This is a genomic window from Candidatus Palauibacter irciniicola (assembly GCF_965208695.1).
Taxonomy (GTDB): Bacteria; Gemmatimonadota; Gemmatimonadetes; order Palauibacterales; family Palauibacteraceae; genus Palauibacter; species Palauibacter irciniicola.
On record NZ_OZ242352.1, the window covers coordinates 3409129 to 3423573 of the forward strand.

Consider the following 14445-nt stretch of genomic DNA (forward strand, 5'->3'; position numbering starts at 1 on the left):
GAATTCCGAAGCCGGGCCGGAGCAAGTATGCGCTACGAGCTTCCGCCGTCCGTCGTGGCGGTGTCCGCTTCCGAGTCCTCCTCGTCCTCGGGCGGCCGGGGGCGGTTCATGCGCAGCGACACGCCGCCGAAGAAGGAGGAGCCGGAGCGCTTCACTTCGTGGTTCCCCTCGTACAGGTAATCGAGCAGCGCCTGGTTCCACGAGAGACCCGCCTTGGCGACCAGCTCCATCCACGGGCCGTACGCCGTCTCGTCCGGCGCTTCCGTCGTGCCGGACCAGATCGTGATGCGGGAATCGAATCCGAACCGGGACTCGCCGCTCGATCCCCTCAACGGCATCTCGATGAGCACGCTGTCGGTCATCGGGAGCCGGAACACATCCGGATCGTAGTCGGCTCCGTAGCGACGATAGCGCGCATAGTTGCGCTGGTTCATGTCGAACACGTCCTGGTTCGAATTGATCCCGCGCGTGATGTAGTCGCGGATCTCGAACGCCGCGTCGCGGTGCCGGGGATATTCGGGACTGTCCACGTACCCGAACCCCGGCATGAACCAGCCCTTGTTGAGACCCCAGTTGCGCTCGGTCACGCGCCCCCGCCGCACGAGCCCGGAGTATTCGCTGAACAGCTGCACGACCTGGTGGGAGGGGTATCCGTGCGGGTTCAGGAAGATGTCGGGCAGCCAGCGCGCCCACAGCCGGTTTCGAACGGGCGCCTCGGGGTAGATGGGGTGATCGTCGCGCGACCCCGTCATCACGTCGATTCCCAGCGACGCCAGGTAGCCGGCGTGCAGGATGAAGTCGGGCGTGATCCGGTACAGGTCGTAGGCGAGCTGGGCCCCGTCGGGGTTCGTGAACGGGTGGATGACGACGTTCACGTCGTTCAGTCTTGCGCGCTGTGCGGGATCCGTGAGGAGGAGTTCCGCGTGCCGCAGGACGTGACTCGTCGAGGAGACTTCGTTCGCGTGCTGCCGGGCGGAGTAGATGACCGTGGGCTTGAAGGTCGTCGCCTTCACGCGCGACCAGTGCGAAGCCGCGACCGGCGGCATGAGATCCGCCGCCCAGATGTCCCGGCCCAGGTAGGATTCGCCGGCCTTGTACATCGACACCTCCTCGAAGGCCTCGGCCATCCTGGCCAGGATCCCGTGGCCTTCGGGAGGCGGCATGGGCGTCTCCCACTGGACGAGGCGTTCGCCGCCGTAGCTCCAGCCTTCGGGCAGGAGGTGGCGCCAGTCGGGCAGCGCCGGCGGCGTTCCGTTCGCCGCGAGCCGGGCGGTGCGGCGGGACTCCGGATCCTGCTCGTGCGTCCATTCGGCCCAGACTTCGAGGGAGCCGAGCCCGGCCCAGGCCATCGAGGAGCGGTAGAGGCCGGCCGCGCGCAGCGCCTCGATCTCGCGCACCGTGGCCTCGACCTGCTCGGCGGAGACCATGCTCCGGTCGACCTGCCGCGGCGAGGCGTAGTTGAGGAGGCTGTCGCGCATGTCGGCGTCCGTGTCGACGCGGACGCGGAGCCCGAGGTGCGCGATGCCCGGCTCGCCGGCGCGGACGACGGCCCGCCGGGCGGACGGGCGCTCGAGGCCGGTCTTCGGGACGTCGAGCCGCATCGTGTCCGCCGCGCCCGCCGCATCCTCGAAGGCGACGACCACCGCGGGCCGGGAGGTGGCGAACCCCGTGAAGCTCACCCGGAGTTCCGCCGGCCGGCCGTCGCCGCGCGGCCGCATGACGGGGAGGATGCGGCCCGGGAAGGTCAGCCCCTGCCCGCGCGAGTTCCGGCCGATGAGATCGAAGAACTCGATCGTGCCGAAGTAGATCTCCTCGTGGAGGGCGTCCATCGGGGCGTGAATCTCGTTGTCGATCTCGAGCCGGTAGTTGGGCTCGCTCATCTCGAGTTCGACGGTCAGTTCGCCGAAGTAGGGTGCGTCCGCGTTGCCGCCGTCCGGGATCCCGTCGTGCCGGTCCATCACGTAGTCGTAGATGGCCGGGAGCACGACGCTCTGGTAATGGTCCCAGAAGGCCTCGGGGTCCGTAACGATGCGTTCGTCGACGAGCGTGCGGTCGCCCGCCGCGGCGTGGATCCAGCCCGTCGTCACGCGGACGTGCTCGTAGTCCCGGAAGCGGTCGAAATACGGACGCATCACCCGGCGGGGCTCGAACTCGCCGGACAGAACCTCGGCGCCGCCCGGGTCCGTGACCGTCACCGCGTAGGTCGGTCCGTCGGTCGTCTGCTCGAAGCGGATCCGCTCCAGCTCGAGGCCGAGTTCGCGGGCGAAGACCTCATCGATGGGGAAGATCTCGTGCAGCCAGCGGACGGGGGTGTGGATCGCCTGCTGGGGCCACTCCTCCGGCGGGTCGTTGCGGCGGAAGCGGATGACGATCTCGCCGATGCCGCCGGGGTCCCCGCCCGCGAGTTGGGGCAGGATCACCTCCTCCAGCCAGGAATACCCCTGTTTGAAGGCCGAGAGGACGCGGACCTCCACCGCGTCGGCCGGAGCCCCCGCCTCGATCAGGGCGTCCCGTGCCTCCCGCTCCAGTTGGCGGCGGAGCTCCGGCGGCTCGCTGAGGCGGGCCTCGACCCGGATGGGGTCGGCGGAGCCGGCGGACGCGGCCGCCGGGAGGACGCGTGTGCGGAACAGTTCCCGGAAGCGGTCGACTTCCGACGGCAGCGCGAGCGTGTCCGCGAAGATCGTCGCCGCCCGCTGAACATCGCGGTCGTCGACCGTGACTTCGACGGCGGCGGGCTCGGCGAGCCCGAGCGCTTCCGCCGCCCGGGCCTGCACGTACGCCTCAAGGCCGGGATCCGCCTTCGCGACGGAGATCAGCACGTCCGCGCGGGCGATCTGCCGGTCCGCGAGCCTGTCGGCGATGCGGCCGAGCTTGTAGAGGCCGGTCGCCGCCTGGCCCACGGGCGAGTGGCCGGACAGGGCGTCCCACAGGCCGCGCTCGACGTCGTCGACGGTGGGGCGGTCGTCGCCGCGCTCCGCGAGGTGCGGGAACGTCCGGGCCAGCTGGTCGAGCGCGCGCTCGGCCCCGGCGGCGTCCGCGCCGGAGACGACGAGGGCCGGTTTGGACCCGAAGGCCGCCGGGACCACCTCGATGAGCCCTTCGCCGGGGGCGAGCGAACCCGGATCGACCTTCGCGCTGTCGGCGAGCTGCCGGGTCAGGGCGTTGTCCACCCCGGCGAGGACGAGCGTGGGCCGGGCGGCGGCACCTTCGATCGACGCGGCCGGAACGACGAGCGGCACCGTGATCCCGGTCGATTCGAGCCCGAGCCTCCCGGCCAGGTCAGGCAGGCCGTCGACGCCTCCCTCGCCGGGCGCCAGCATCGCGTCCACGCGGTTCGGGAGCACGCCGCCGCCGAGCAGCCCGTCGGAGGTGTAGAGGTTGGAGAGGTCCATGTCGTTCTTGCCGCCGCTGCCCGGCCGGCCCGCGACCGGCCCCGGGGCATCCGGCGCCGCGCGCCCGGCAATCCGGATCGTGGGGCCGCCCGCCAACCGCGCCTCCACCGACTCGAGCCCCGGGTAAGCCAGGCGCGTCGGGGGCGTCTCCGCGTCGGTCGACTCGTCCCCGGCCTCCGTTTCGTCCGGCTCGCCGGGGTCGGGAGCCACATCGCCCGCCGCGAGTCCGCGGAGGAGATCCGCAGCGGTGCTCAGATCCGCGTCATCCACCTCGATCTCGGCGATCACGCGTCCCACCCCGGCCTGGCCCGCTCGGGCCCTCGCCTGGGTCAGGCGCACCGCCGCGCCCGCCACGCCCCCCGCCTCCAGCGTCTCGGCGAGATCGCCCCGGACGCGGTCCAGCTTCGCCGTCGACAGCGTGCGCGTATGCGGCAGGACTCCCGCGAACAGCCGGGCCGCGGCGTGCAGCCCCTCCTCGTCCCCGCCGACCACGAGGACCCAGGTGCGTCCGTCCTCCTCGCGCACCGCCACGGCCCCTTCTCCCGAGTCGAGCGAGGCCGGGTCGATGCCCGGCGCGCGCAGGCCGGCGGCCTCGAGCCCGCTCCGTCCCACGACGATCCCGGTCTGGTTGCCCTCCGGGTTGCGGGACAGCGGCAGGTCCATCGCCATCGTCTCGAAGCCCAGCCGCGCGGCGACCTCGGCCGCCGCCGCGAGGACGTCCGGCGAGGGCGCTTCCCCGAGCACGAGCGCGGCGTTCACGAGATCGGGCACGCTATCCCCGTTCGTATCGAGCACGAGCGTCCCCAGCTCGAACAGCGTGGCGAGATCCGGCGTCTGCTGGGCCGCGAGCGCGCGGGAGGCCGGAGGCGCCCCGAACACCGCCGCGAACGCCAGTCCGACCCCCAACGCTCTCGGTGCCTTCATCATGTCCCGTCCTTCGGTGATTCGACCTTCACCTCGTTCGCCAGAACGCCGACGCCCTCCACCTCCACCTCCACGCGGTCGCCGGGAGAGATCGCCGAGGTCTTCCCGGGCGTTCCCGTGTAGATCACGTCGCCTGGAAGCAGCGTGACGTAGCGGCTCGCGTAGGCGATGATCTCGGGGATGGAGAAGATGAGATCCGAGGTGCGGGCGTCCTGCACGACCTCGCCGTTGAGGCGCGTGCGCAGGCGCAGATCCTCCCACGCCGCGCCGGTCACGATCCGCGGCCCGAGCGGCCCGAACGAATCGCTGCCCTTGGCCCTCAGCCACTGCAGATCGTCGCGCTGCCAGACCCGCTCGCTCACGTCGTTGCCCGCGGTCACGCCGAAGATGCGGTCGCGCGCCTCCTCCGGGCTCACGTGACGCGCCACGTGGCCGATCACGACCACAACCTCTCCCTCCGCGTGGACGACTTCCGCGTCCGGAGGAATCTCGATCGCGGCACCCGGCCCGACGATCGAACTCGGCAGTTTGGCGAACAGGGGCGGGTCCACGGGTTCCGGGCGAGTCCCGATCGGGCTGTTGTCGAGGTGGCTCCGGTAGTTCAGGCCCACGGCGATGACCTTCGACGGGGTCGCCGGCGCAAGAAGTTGAAGCTCATCGAGGCGCATCCGGTTCCCGGTGCGGACCTCCCCGCTGAAGGGAGGCGCCGCGAGTTCCTCCACCATGCCGTCCTCGATGGTTCCGTCCGCGAGGACCTCATCCTCCACGACCCCCCAGCGGGCGCCGCCGTCTCCGGAGGTCGTGTCGTCCCCGTGCTCCGTGGCGCCCGGCGCGACGTAACGGACGTACGCGGTCACCGCCCCGTCCCGGCCGCCCCGGTTCGGACCACGATCAGCCTTCCCCGGTGGGAATGTGCTCCGCGAGTTCGACCTCGAACACGAGCGGCGAATAGGCGGGAATCGGCGGCCGGCCCTCCGTCCCATACGCGAGATGGTACGGCAGCACGAGCTTGCGGCGCTCGCCCATCCGCATGCCGGTGACCCCTTCCACCCAGCCGTCGATCAGGGCCGTCGAACCGAGGATCATGTCGAGCGGTTCAGGCGGGTCGTGATCGTGGCTCGAGTCCACCTTGCTGCCGTTCGGAAGCCAGACGGTATAGTGCACGCCCATCTCATCGCCGTAGCCGGCCGGCGGTCCGCTCCCCTCCTGCAGCACCTGGATGAAGAGGCCGCTCTCGGTCTCCTCCATCGCGTCGAGATCGACCGCGAGTTCATCGGCGAACGTCATCTCCCGGAGATCCGTAATCACACCCTCGGGCGTGCCCGCCGCCTCGGCCGCCGCCGGGGCCTCGTGCTCGCCCTCCCCACCGCTCTCCGCCTCCTCCCCCGCGTCGCCCGCGCATGCGATGGCGAGCGGCGCCAGGAGCAGGGCCGCCACGGTCCGAAATCCGTTCAATGTCATATCGCGCTGCATGGAAAGCCTCCGAAAGCAGGAAGTGACGAATCGCCCGAATGTAGCGGCGTTTCAACGCGAGTTGCTAGTATCAGGCATGAAGACTCCAAGGATGTTCCCACCGGCGTTCCGACCCGCTTCCCGCACCGTGTCGTGGGCCTTGCTCGTCCTGCTCGCCGCCGCCTGCGGCCCTCCTCCGGCGGACGAGGACGGCTCCGGTTCGGTCGCGGAAATCGATCTCACCCCCGCGCGGGAACTCGTGGCGCGGTCGGTGGCCTTCCACGATCCGGGCGGAGTCTGGGGAAGCCGGTCGATCTCGATGTCGTGGGTGGGGACCGACGGAGAGGGCGGGGAACGCGTCGCCGTCGACCTGGAGTTCGGCGCGGACGAGCGGGACTTCGCCCTCGCGGGCCGCTATCGCGGTTCCTCGATCGAGTACGAGACGACGGCCGATGGCTGGTCCGCGACCGTGGACGGGACCGCGCAGGCGGACCTTCCCGACGCGGACCGCGAGCGCATGCGCCTCCATCGCGAGGACGGGATGTTCTGGCGCAGCTACTACGGGTTCCTGGCGGGTCTTCCGATGAAGATCTCCGACCCCGGTGCCCACCTCGACTCCGAGATCATCGAAACCGCCTTCATGGACCGGGAGGTGCACGCCGTCCGGGTCACCTACGACCCGGATACCGGCGGCGACACGTGGTACTTCTACTTCGACCCCGGGACCGCGCAGCTCGTGGGCTGCCGCTTCTACCACGACGAGAGCGCGAACGACGGCGAGTACATCACCTTCGAGGGCCTGACCGAGGGCGGCGGGCTGCGCCTGCCGCGACTGCGGGGCTGGTATGTGAACGCCGACGGCCGTCACCTGGGAACCGATGAGGTGGGGACGATCCGGGTCGGCCCGTGACCCGGTCCGGCCCATAACCCCGGGCGGGATCGTGCGGCCCCGCCGGGAGCGCCGCCGCTACGGCATCGCGGCCGCTGTCCTCTTCATCGCTCTCGCGGCGGTGCGGTGCTCGGGGTCGACGCCGCCCCCGCCCCCGCCGCCCCCCATGCCGAGCGGGGACTGCGTCCTGTCCTTCGTGATCGACGGAGATTCCGTCCGCTGCGCCGATGGCCGGGAGATCCGGCTCCTCTCCATCGACGCCCCGGAAATCGCGCAGGAACCGTGGGGCGCCCGCGCCCGCGACGAGTTGCTGCGGGTGGCCCCGGTAGGTACGACGCTCGGGGTCGAGTACGACGCGGTTCGCGTGGATACCTTCGACCGGGATCTCGCCTATCTCTTCCTTCCGGGCGGGGACATGCTGAACGAACACATGGTCGCGAGCGGGTACGCGCTCGCGTTCGTCATCCCCCCCAACCGCCGTTACGCGGACCGCATCGAGGCCGCGGAAGCCGCCGCCGAGGCGGAAGGGCGCGGGCTGTGGGCGGAGTGGGGGTTCACCTGCCGCCCCGCGGACTTCAGGCAGGGCCGCTGCTGAAGTCGGCGGGGGACCGGACAGGGCGTCGGGCGGGTCCGTCCGTCAGTCGAGCGACGACATGAAGCGCGACTCGATTCTGAAGTAGCTCGCGCCGCCCCCGGGCACTTCGGCGAAGATCTCGCGCCATTCGGGCGTACCGAGGACCGCCGGGAGCTTCTCGTCCCGTTCCTCCTTCGACGCCCAGCGGATGACCCACGTGACGTTCGCGGGGCCGAGTTCGTCCTGCTCCGCGCCCCGGACCTCCGCGGGAACCCCCGATTCGATCCAGAAGCCGACGATGTCCAGGTGTTCGCGCAGGTAGCGGATGTATTCGCCCTTCGCGACCTCCGCGTACTCCTCGAACCGCGCCGGGTCGAAGTGATAGTTGCGGATCTCGTAGATCGCGCCGTCCTGCGGGGGCGCGGCATTCGACCCCGCGGCGGCGACGCCGGTGAGGAGGATGGCGCCGAGCGCGGCGAGCGCGAGCGTTTGCGGGGTGCGTCCGGAACCGGTCATTCGTGCCTCCGATCAGCCCGTCGGGCGGGCTAGTGTAGTATCGCCAGGGCCTCGACGAAGCGGTCGACCTGCTCCGTCGTATTGTAGATGTGGGTCGACACACGGATCGCGTTGTGGCCGTCCCGCTGGTGCTCGTCGATGTGGGAGGAGATGCTCGCCTCGATCGCGCCCACCGCGCCCACCGCGTCGAGGCCCTCCTTCTCGAAGATCGTCGATCCGGGCGCGCTCCGGTCGCGGGCGCCGCTGAGGAGCGTGACGCCGTCCACCTCCGCGAGGCGCGACTTGAGGTGATCCGAGAGATGGCGGCAGCGGGCCTCCACGGCCTCGAGCCCGAGCGCCGCGACGAAATCGACCGCCGTCCCGATCGCCGCGCGCACGGGGAACGCCGCCGTGCCCGGCGGGCCGAACTGCGGCTGCTCCGCGGTGGCATCGGGGGCGAAGGCCGTCCGGATGCGGTCGCGCGCATCGCGCCGCACGAAGAGGAAGCCGGTCCCCGCCGGCGCCAGCATCCACTTGTGCAGGCTCACGCTGTACGCGTCGCAACCCAGGGAGGTGAGATCGACGGGGAACTGGCCCACCGCCTGCGCGCCGTCCACCAGGCTCACGAGTCCCCGCTCGCGCGCGAGCGCGCAAACCGCCTCCACGGGATAGAGATGCCCTCCGCGAGTGACGTGACAGAAGGACACCGCCCGCGTCCGGGGCGTGATCGCGTCCTCGAACCGGGAGAGGATCTCCGCCTCCGGGGGCAGGGGGCTGGGGATGAAGACCTCGTTCACCCGAATCCCCTCCCGCACCTGCCGGAACTCCCATGGACGACGGCCCGCCGGGTGTTCCTGGGTCGTGATCAGGACTTCATCGCCGGCGCTCAGCGCGACCCCGACGCTCTGGAGGTGGAGCGCCTCCGACGCGTTTCGCGTGAGCGTGAGTTCGTCCGGCCGCACCGAGAACAGGTCGGCGAGTCCGGGCACGACGTGTTCCGCGATCCGGGCGCTCAGATCCGAGCGGCCGCGGGCGGGAAGCTCGGCCATGGCTCGATACCCCGCGGCGACCGCATCGACGACCTGCCGCGGCGGCATGCCGATGCTCGCGTTGTTCAGGTAGGCCGTGCCGGGTTCGACGAGGAAGTGCGCGCGCACGTCGTCCCAGTCCGCGTCGCCCGTCCCCGCCGGGGCCTCGAGCGGCGGGAGTTCCGCCGACGGCGCGTCCCCCTCCCAGGCGGCGCAGGCGGGGAGGCCGAGGGCCGCGGCGCCGGTCGCCCCGAGACGGAGCCAATCCCTCCGGTCCATCAAGCCGTAGCGACCCTCTCCCGCACTCCCACCGGCATCTCCCGCGCCCGCTCCGGTCATGGGCAGCACGCGGAACTGCGCGTGAAGGACATCGAGTTTCCGCTCGGGAAGCGCAGCGTCAGCGCGTCGCCGTCGATCTCGACCCCGGTCGGTTCGAGCGGCCCATCTCCGTCCCTCGCGGTCATCGCAAGCGGGCTGGCCGGAAGTCCCGCCATCGTGCGTCCGTACGAGAAGTGATGAAGGTGCTCGAAGGTGAGCGTCTCTCCGTCGAAGGTGTAGCGTCCGCCCTCGCCGGAGCCGCGCCTGGGCTCGTCGCCATCCATGACGAAGAAGAGGACCTGCCACTCGCCGTCCGTGAAGATGATGCGCCCGCGCACTGGATGCCGGGCACCGCTCGCGAGGACGTATTCGTCCGCGGCCCAGGCCCCCGCGAGGGCGTCGGCTTGCGGTGCCGTCGGCCCGTCGGCCCTCGGGGCCGCGGGGTCGATGAGGCCACCGGCCAACCCCGCGAGACCAAGGGAGGAGCCGAGGAGAAGGGACGATCTGAGCATGGTCTGCGTCTCCGGGTCGCCTGGGATCGTTGGCCCCGCAACGTGACGCGGCCCGCGGCGAGCGACAAGCGGCGGCCCCGCCGCCTCGGACAGACGGGGTCGCCCGGCCTCCGCGATCCCCGTACCGTGAGATCGTTCGCCGGAAGACCGGCGGCGGAACCGAATTGAGAGGGTCGAGCGATGCGAACAGAGCGGCGAGCATGGAGCGGGGTCCGGGCACTCCTGACCGTGGCGGTGGCGGCCTTCGCGGTCGCGTCGATGGCTCCGGCCGAGGTCGAGGCCCAGGAAGTCGGCCCGCCGAACGGGTCGCTCGTGATCGTGGGCGGCGCCATGCGGAGCCCGGAGATCGCGAACCGGTTCGTGCAACTCGCCGGCGGGACGGACGCCCGGATCGTCGTCATCCCGACGGCGGGCGGCGCGGAGTCCTACGGGCCGTCGTTCGGGGGCGTGAGGCCCTTCCAGGCGGCCGGGGTCGAACACCTCACGGTCCGCCACACGAACGACCGGGACGAGGCGAACAGCGAAGCCTTCGTGGCCGCGATCCGGGAGGCGACCGGCGTCTGGTTCACGGGCGGGCGGCAGTGGCGCCTGGTCGATTCCTACGCGGGGACGCGCACGGAGGACGAGTTGTGGGCCCTCCTCGAGCGCGGCGGGGTGATCGGAGGCTCGTCCGCCGGCGCGACGATCCAGGGGTCGTACCTCGCGCGGGGCGACACGGCGACGAACACGATCATGATGGGGAGTCACGAGGAAGGGTTCGGCTTCCTCCGCAACACCGCCGTCGACCAGCACCTCCTGTACCGGAACCGGCACTTCGACCTGCTCGAGATCATCGAAGCCCGGCCCGAACTCCTCGGCATCGGGATCGACGAGAACACCGCGATCGTCGTGCAGGGCGACCGCTTCGAGGTCATCGGCGAGTCCTACGTCGTCATCTACGACAACCAGAGCACGCTCGACAGCGGCGGCCTGTTCTACTTCCTCGCCCCGGGCGACCAGTACGATCTGGCCGAGCGTCAGGCCTACCGTCCGGCCCGCACCCTGGCGCCCCTCGGACGCGTGGAGCGGCGTCCCTGGCCGGAGCGTTGACCGGTCGTTTCCGCGGCTGACGGCCCGCAACGCCCGTTGACCCCCGTCCGGAGGTGAGTCCGGTGAGGCGAGGGCTCGTCCTCGTCGCCCTCATCGCGGCGGGGGAGGGCGTCTTCCTGCTCCCCTTCGTCCTCGCGCGCGTCTTCCGCCCGACGCTGCTCGACGCGTTCGGCATCACCAACCTCGAGTTGGGGACCGCCTTCTCCCTGTACGGCGTCGTGGCGATGGCGGCCTACTTCGCCGGAGGCCCGCTCGCGGACCGGTTCTCGGCCCGGCGGCTCATGGCGCTCGCGCTGCTCACGACCGGCCTCGGCGGGATCGTTCTGGTCGACTTTCCTCCGCCGCGGACGATGAACCTGCTGTGGGCCTTCTGGGGGATGACGACGGTCCTTCTCTTCTGGGCCGCGATGATCCGGGCCGCGCGCGAGTGGGGCGGGCAGTCGGCCCAGGGCCGCGCCTACGGCTTCCTCGATGGAGGCCGGGGTCTCCTGGCAGCGCTCGTGGCGACGGTGTCCGTGGCGGTCTTCGCCTCGCTCCTGCCGGGCGAGGCGTCGGCGGCCTCGCCCGAGGAGCGGGCCGCGGCCTTCCGCGGCGTGATCCGGGTCTTCACCGGAATCACGCTCGGCAGCGCCGCCTTCGTGTGGCTCGTCGTGCCCGACAGCCAGCCGGGCGCCGACACCGACGGCCGCCCGAAGCTGTCGCTGGAGGGGGTGCGGGCCGCGTGCCGCATGCCGGTCGTGTGGCTGCAGGCCGTCATCATCATCTGCGCCTACACGGGGTACAAGGCCACGGACGACTTCTCGCTCCTGTCCCGGGACGCGCTCGGCTTCAACGACGTCCAGGCCTCCGGGATCGGCACGCTCGCGTTCTGGATTCGCGCCGCCGCGGCCATCGCGGCGGGCTTCCTCGGAGACCGGATCGACGCATCCCGCGTCATCGTGTGGGGCTTCGTGATCCTCATCGGCGGCTGCCTGCTCATCGCCTCCGGCGTCCTGGTGCCCGGGCCCGCCTGGATGCTCATCGCCACCATCGTGACCGCCAGCGTCGGCATCTACGCGCTGCGCGGCGTGTACTTCGCCCTGCTGGCCGAGGGCGCCGTGCCCCTCGCCTACACCGGGAGCGCGGCAGGCCTCGTCTCCGTCCTCGGCTTCACCCCCGACGTCTTCATGGGACCGCTGATGGGCGTCCTGCTCGACAACTCGCCGGGCCTCCCCGGCCACCAGCACGTATTCGCCGCCGTCGCCGGCTTCGGCGCCATCGGCCTCCTCGCCGCCCTCGCCTTCCGCCGCGTCACCCGCACCGCTAGGGCACGAGGGCGGGCTCCCGCTTCCTGAGGACGAACAGCCCCTCGCGCATGCTCGACACGATGATGTTCCCGGAGGGGAAGAACGGGTAGTTGCTCCAGGATCCCGCGAAGCCCGGCGCGTCCGGGCTCCCCGGCACCGTGTCGAAGAAGCCGGCCGGCACGGGGTTCTCGGGGTCGGAAATATCGAAGATCCGGAGTCCGCTCACGTAGTTCGACTGGTACATGAGGTTGTCGCGGATGTACAGGTTGTGGTCCGACGCCGCGTTGTCCTGCACGAATTCGCGCACGAGCACCGGGTCGTCCAGGTCCGCCACGTCCCAAACGAGGGTCCGCGTCCCGGTCGTCCCGCCCGACAGTTCGTCGAGCTCGTCGTTCAGGTAGAAGTAGCGCTGGTCCTCCGACAGCCACCCCTGGTGGGAGTAGGCCACGTTCGGATAGGCGGCGTTCGAGATCGGCGTCGGGTTGTCCTTGTCGGTCACATCTCCGATGCCGAGCTTCGTCGCGCTCGCGTTGAAGCACACCTCCCTGCCGACGTGATCCTCGTCGGGACCCTCGTAGATGACGCACTGCGCGTCGTGCGTGTAGCCGCCCGATCCGGCGTTCCCCGTCTCGGGGTCCGCGAAACAGCCGGCGAAGGTCGGGTTCCGGGGATCGCGGATGTCCACCATGTGCAGCGCGCCGCCGCACGTCTCGCCGCCGCCGCTGCCGCCCACGACGTAGGCGAAGCCCGACGCCTCGTTGATGACGATGTTGTGCGCGGAGGCGAACTCGGCGTAGTGCGCGTCCTCGTCGAAATCCACCGGGGGATTGGTCACGTCCCGCAGGCGCGTGAGGTCGAAGACCTGCATCCCGTGTTCGCCCGCGTTGTCCGCCACGATGAAGGTGTGGTCGGCATGGACTTTCATGTCGCGCCACAGGTTGGGCATCGCGCCCTCGGTGAGCGGGAGGTTCCCGAGATAGATGGGATTCCCGGCGTCGGTCACGTCGATGAAGGAGGTTCCGTCGAACCGTCCCAGGATCGCGTACTCGCGGCCCGTCTGCGGATCCACCCAGCCCCAGATGTCGCTGACCATGATCCCGCGCCCGCCGCCGACTTCCCGGGCCGGGAGGAAGGAGACGAGGTCCACCTCGGAGCAGTCGAAGCCGGCGACCGTCCCGTCGTCCGAGCAACGCATCTCTTCGCCCCTGACGGCGGCCAGACCCAGTTCGGTCTCGTGGATGGGAGTGGCCTCGCTCCACGTGCCGCCCGCGTCACGCTCGAACACGAAGCCGATGCCCTCGAAGAACTCCGAACCGGGGGCGCCGACGACCGCGAGGCCGTCGCCTCCGGCCACCGCATTGCCCATGAAGCCCATGAGCCCGCGGGTTTCGCCCTCCAGCAGGGTCTCCTCGCTCCACCCGTCGTCGTCCCCCGCCCGGAGGACGTGGGCGGCGCCCGCGAAGGCGTTCGTGCCCGGCGCCCCGACCACGAGCCGTCCTCCCGCCCCGGCGAGGGCATAGCCGAAGAAGGCCGCCGGGGACGGCGACGCGGCCGCGATCGTCCCGGTCTGGGACCACGCTCCGGCGGCGTCCGCCGCGAACCGGAAGACGGCGCCCTGCGCCTGGCTGGCGAGCGGAGAGCCGAGGTATGCCTCGCCCCCCATGAGCACCGCGGACAGGCCGGCCACGGCGCCGCCGGCCGGCGTCAGCCGAGCGACCTCATCCCATTCCGTGCCGTTGCGGCGGAACAGGTAGCCGGCCCCTGCCTGCGGTGGCGCGGACGGCGTGTACTGGCTGAGCCCGAACGGCCCGGGCGCACCCACGAGCGCCAGGTCGCCCTCCACGCTGACGGCCGCTCCGAACCGGGCGTCCGCCGGGGCGTCGGACCCGGTGAGTTCGACGGACGTCAACCCCATGTCGGACTGGACATAGGCGAACACCGAACCGCTGGCGCCGCGTCCCGGCGCGCCGATGACGCCGAACTGCCCTCCGGCCCCCACGGCGATCGAGGAACCGAAGGCGTCTCCCGGCATCGCGTCCGGTGCCTCCAGCCGCTCCCAGGAGCTCCACATGGTGCCTTCGCGGACGAAGACGTACGCGGCTCCCCGGCTCTCGTTCTCCTTCGGGGCGCCCACCACGAGGATGTCGCCCTCGACGGCCAGGGCCTCCCCGAAACCGTCTCCGTACACCCCGCTCGGGGCCGGTATCGTGGCGACCTCCACCCAGCCGTCCTCGCCGCGCCGGAATATGTGCACGCTGCCGGGTTCGGAACCCGGCATCGGGAACGCCGCGAACTCGCCCGGCCGCGAGACGAAGATCTCGTCGCCGGAAACCGCGGCCGCCGCCCCGAAGCCGATGATCGGGGCCCCGGCGGCATGGTTCAGGCCGCCGGCATGAGTCTGCGCCGCCGCCGGCGCCGCCAGCGTCGCGACGAAGGGAACGAGGGAAACGAGAAGAGCGAGGCTACGTGGTCGCATGGTACTTGAC

General features: G+C 71.1%; 11 protein-coding genes. 4 read left to right on the plus strand and 7 right to left on the minus strand.

Annotation, left to right across the window (positions count from 1 at the left end; all coding sequences use genetic code 11):
• Positions 1-32: 32 nt before the first annotated feature.
• From ACOGI9_RS14785 to ACOGI9_RS14795, 3 genes are read right to left on the minus strand one after another with little or no spacing between them, the layout of a single operon-like run.
• On the minus strand, positions 33-4316 hold the full coding sequence (locus tag ACOGI9_RS14785; RefSeq protein ID WP_419857864.1) for a M14 family zinc carboxypeptidase: 4284 nt from the start codon (positions 4314-4316) through the stop codon (positions 33-35).
• Positions 4316-5173, minus strand: a complete 858-nt coding sequence (locus ACOGI9_RS14790) for a fumarylacetoacetate hydrolase family protein (RefSeq protein WP_419857865.1) — start codon at positions 5171-5173, stop codon at positions 4316-4318. The genes ACOGI9_RS14785 and ACOGI9_RS14790 overlap by 1 nt, the downstream gene beginning before the upstream one ends.
• Before the next feature lie 34 nt (positions 5174-5207).
• Positions 5208-5789 (minus strand): FKBP-type peptidyl-prolyl cis-trans isomerase, encoded by a 582-nt coding sequence (locus tag ACOGI9_RS14795; protein ID WP_419857866.1) that lies wholly within the window; start codon positions 5787-5789, stop codon positions 5208-5210.
• 127 nt (positions 5790-5916) lie between these two features.
• Between ACOGI9_RS14795 and ACOGI9_RS14800 the strand changes: the two genes are divergently transcribed.
• Both ACOGI9_RS14800 and ACOGI9_RS14805 read left to right on the plus strand, forming a co-directional pair.
• Positions 5917-6678: a DUF6503 family protein gene (locus ACOGI9_RS14800; protein ID WP_419857867.1), complete on the plus strand. Its 762-nt coding sequence runs from the start codon at positions 5917-5919 to the stop codon at positions 6676-6678.
• Between the two features lie 31 nt (positions 6679-6709).
• Positions 6710-7252 (plus strand): thermonuclease family protein, encoded by a 543-nt coding sequence (locus tag ACOGI9_RS14805; protein WP_419857868.1) that lies wholly within the window; start codon positions 6710-6712, stop codon positions 7250-7252.
• Positions 7253-7294: 42 nt separating this feature from the next.
• On the opposite strand, the gene ACOGI9_RS14810 is transcribed toward ACOGI9_RS14805, so the two are convergent.
• Genes ACOGI9_RS14810 through ACOGI9_RS14820 form a run of 3 tightly spaced genes read right to left on the minus strand, consistent with a single transcriptional unit; the run spans position 7295 to position 9584 of the window.
• On the minus strand, positions 7295-7747 hold the full coding sequence (locus ACOGI9_RS14810) for a hypothetical protein (protein ID WP_419857869.1): 453 nt from the start codon (positions 7745-7747) through the stop codon (positions 7295-7297).
• 29 nt (positions 7748-7776) lie between these two features.
• Entirely contained in the window at positions 7777-9033 is a 1257-nt protein-coding gene (locus ACOGI9_RS14815) for an aminotransferase class V-fold PLP-dependent enzyme (RefSeq protein ID WP_419857870.1), read from the minus strand.
• 56 nt (positions 9034-9089) lie between these two features.
• Complete coding sequence (locus tag ACOGI9_RS14820; protein ID WP_419857871.1) at positions 9090-9584, minus strand: hypothetical protein; 495 nt, start codon at positions 9582-9584, stop codon at positions 9090-9092.
• Between the two features lie 180 nt (positions 9585-9764).
• On the opposite strand from ACOGI9_RS14820, the gene ACOGI9_RS14825 reads away from it, so the two are divergent.
• Entirely contained in the window at positions 9765-10673 is a 909-nt protein-coding gene (locus ACOGI9_RS14825; RefSeq protein ID WP_419857872.1) for a cyanophycinase, read from the plus strand.
• Positions 10674-10735: 62 nt separating this feature from the next.
• A complete protein-coding gene (locus ACOGI9_RS14830) occupies positions 10736-12007 on the plus strand; it encodes an MFS transporter (protein ID WP_419857873.1) in 1272 nt (423 codons plus the stop codon).
• Here ACOGI9_RS14830 and ACOGI9_RS14835 read toward each other — a convergent pair.
• On the minus strand, positions 11976-14435 hold the full coding sequence (locus tag ACOGI9_RS14835) for a choice-of-anchor B family protein (protein ID WP_419857874.1): 2460 nt from the start codon (positions 14433-14435) through the stop codon (positions 11976-11978). The genes ACOGI9_RS14830 and ACOGI9_RS14835 overlap by 32 nt on opposite strands.
• Positions 14436-14445: the final 10 nt, after the last annotated feature.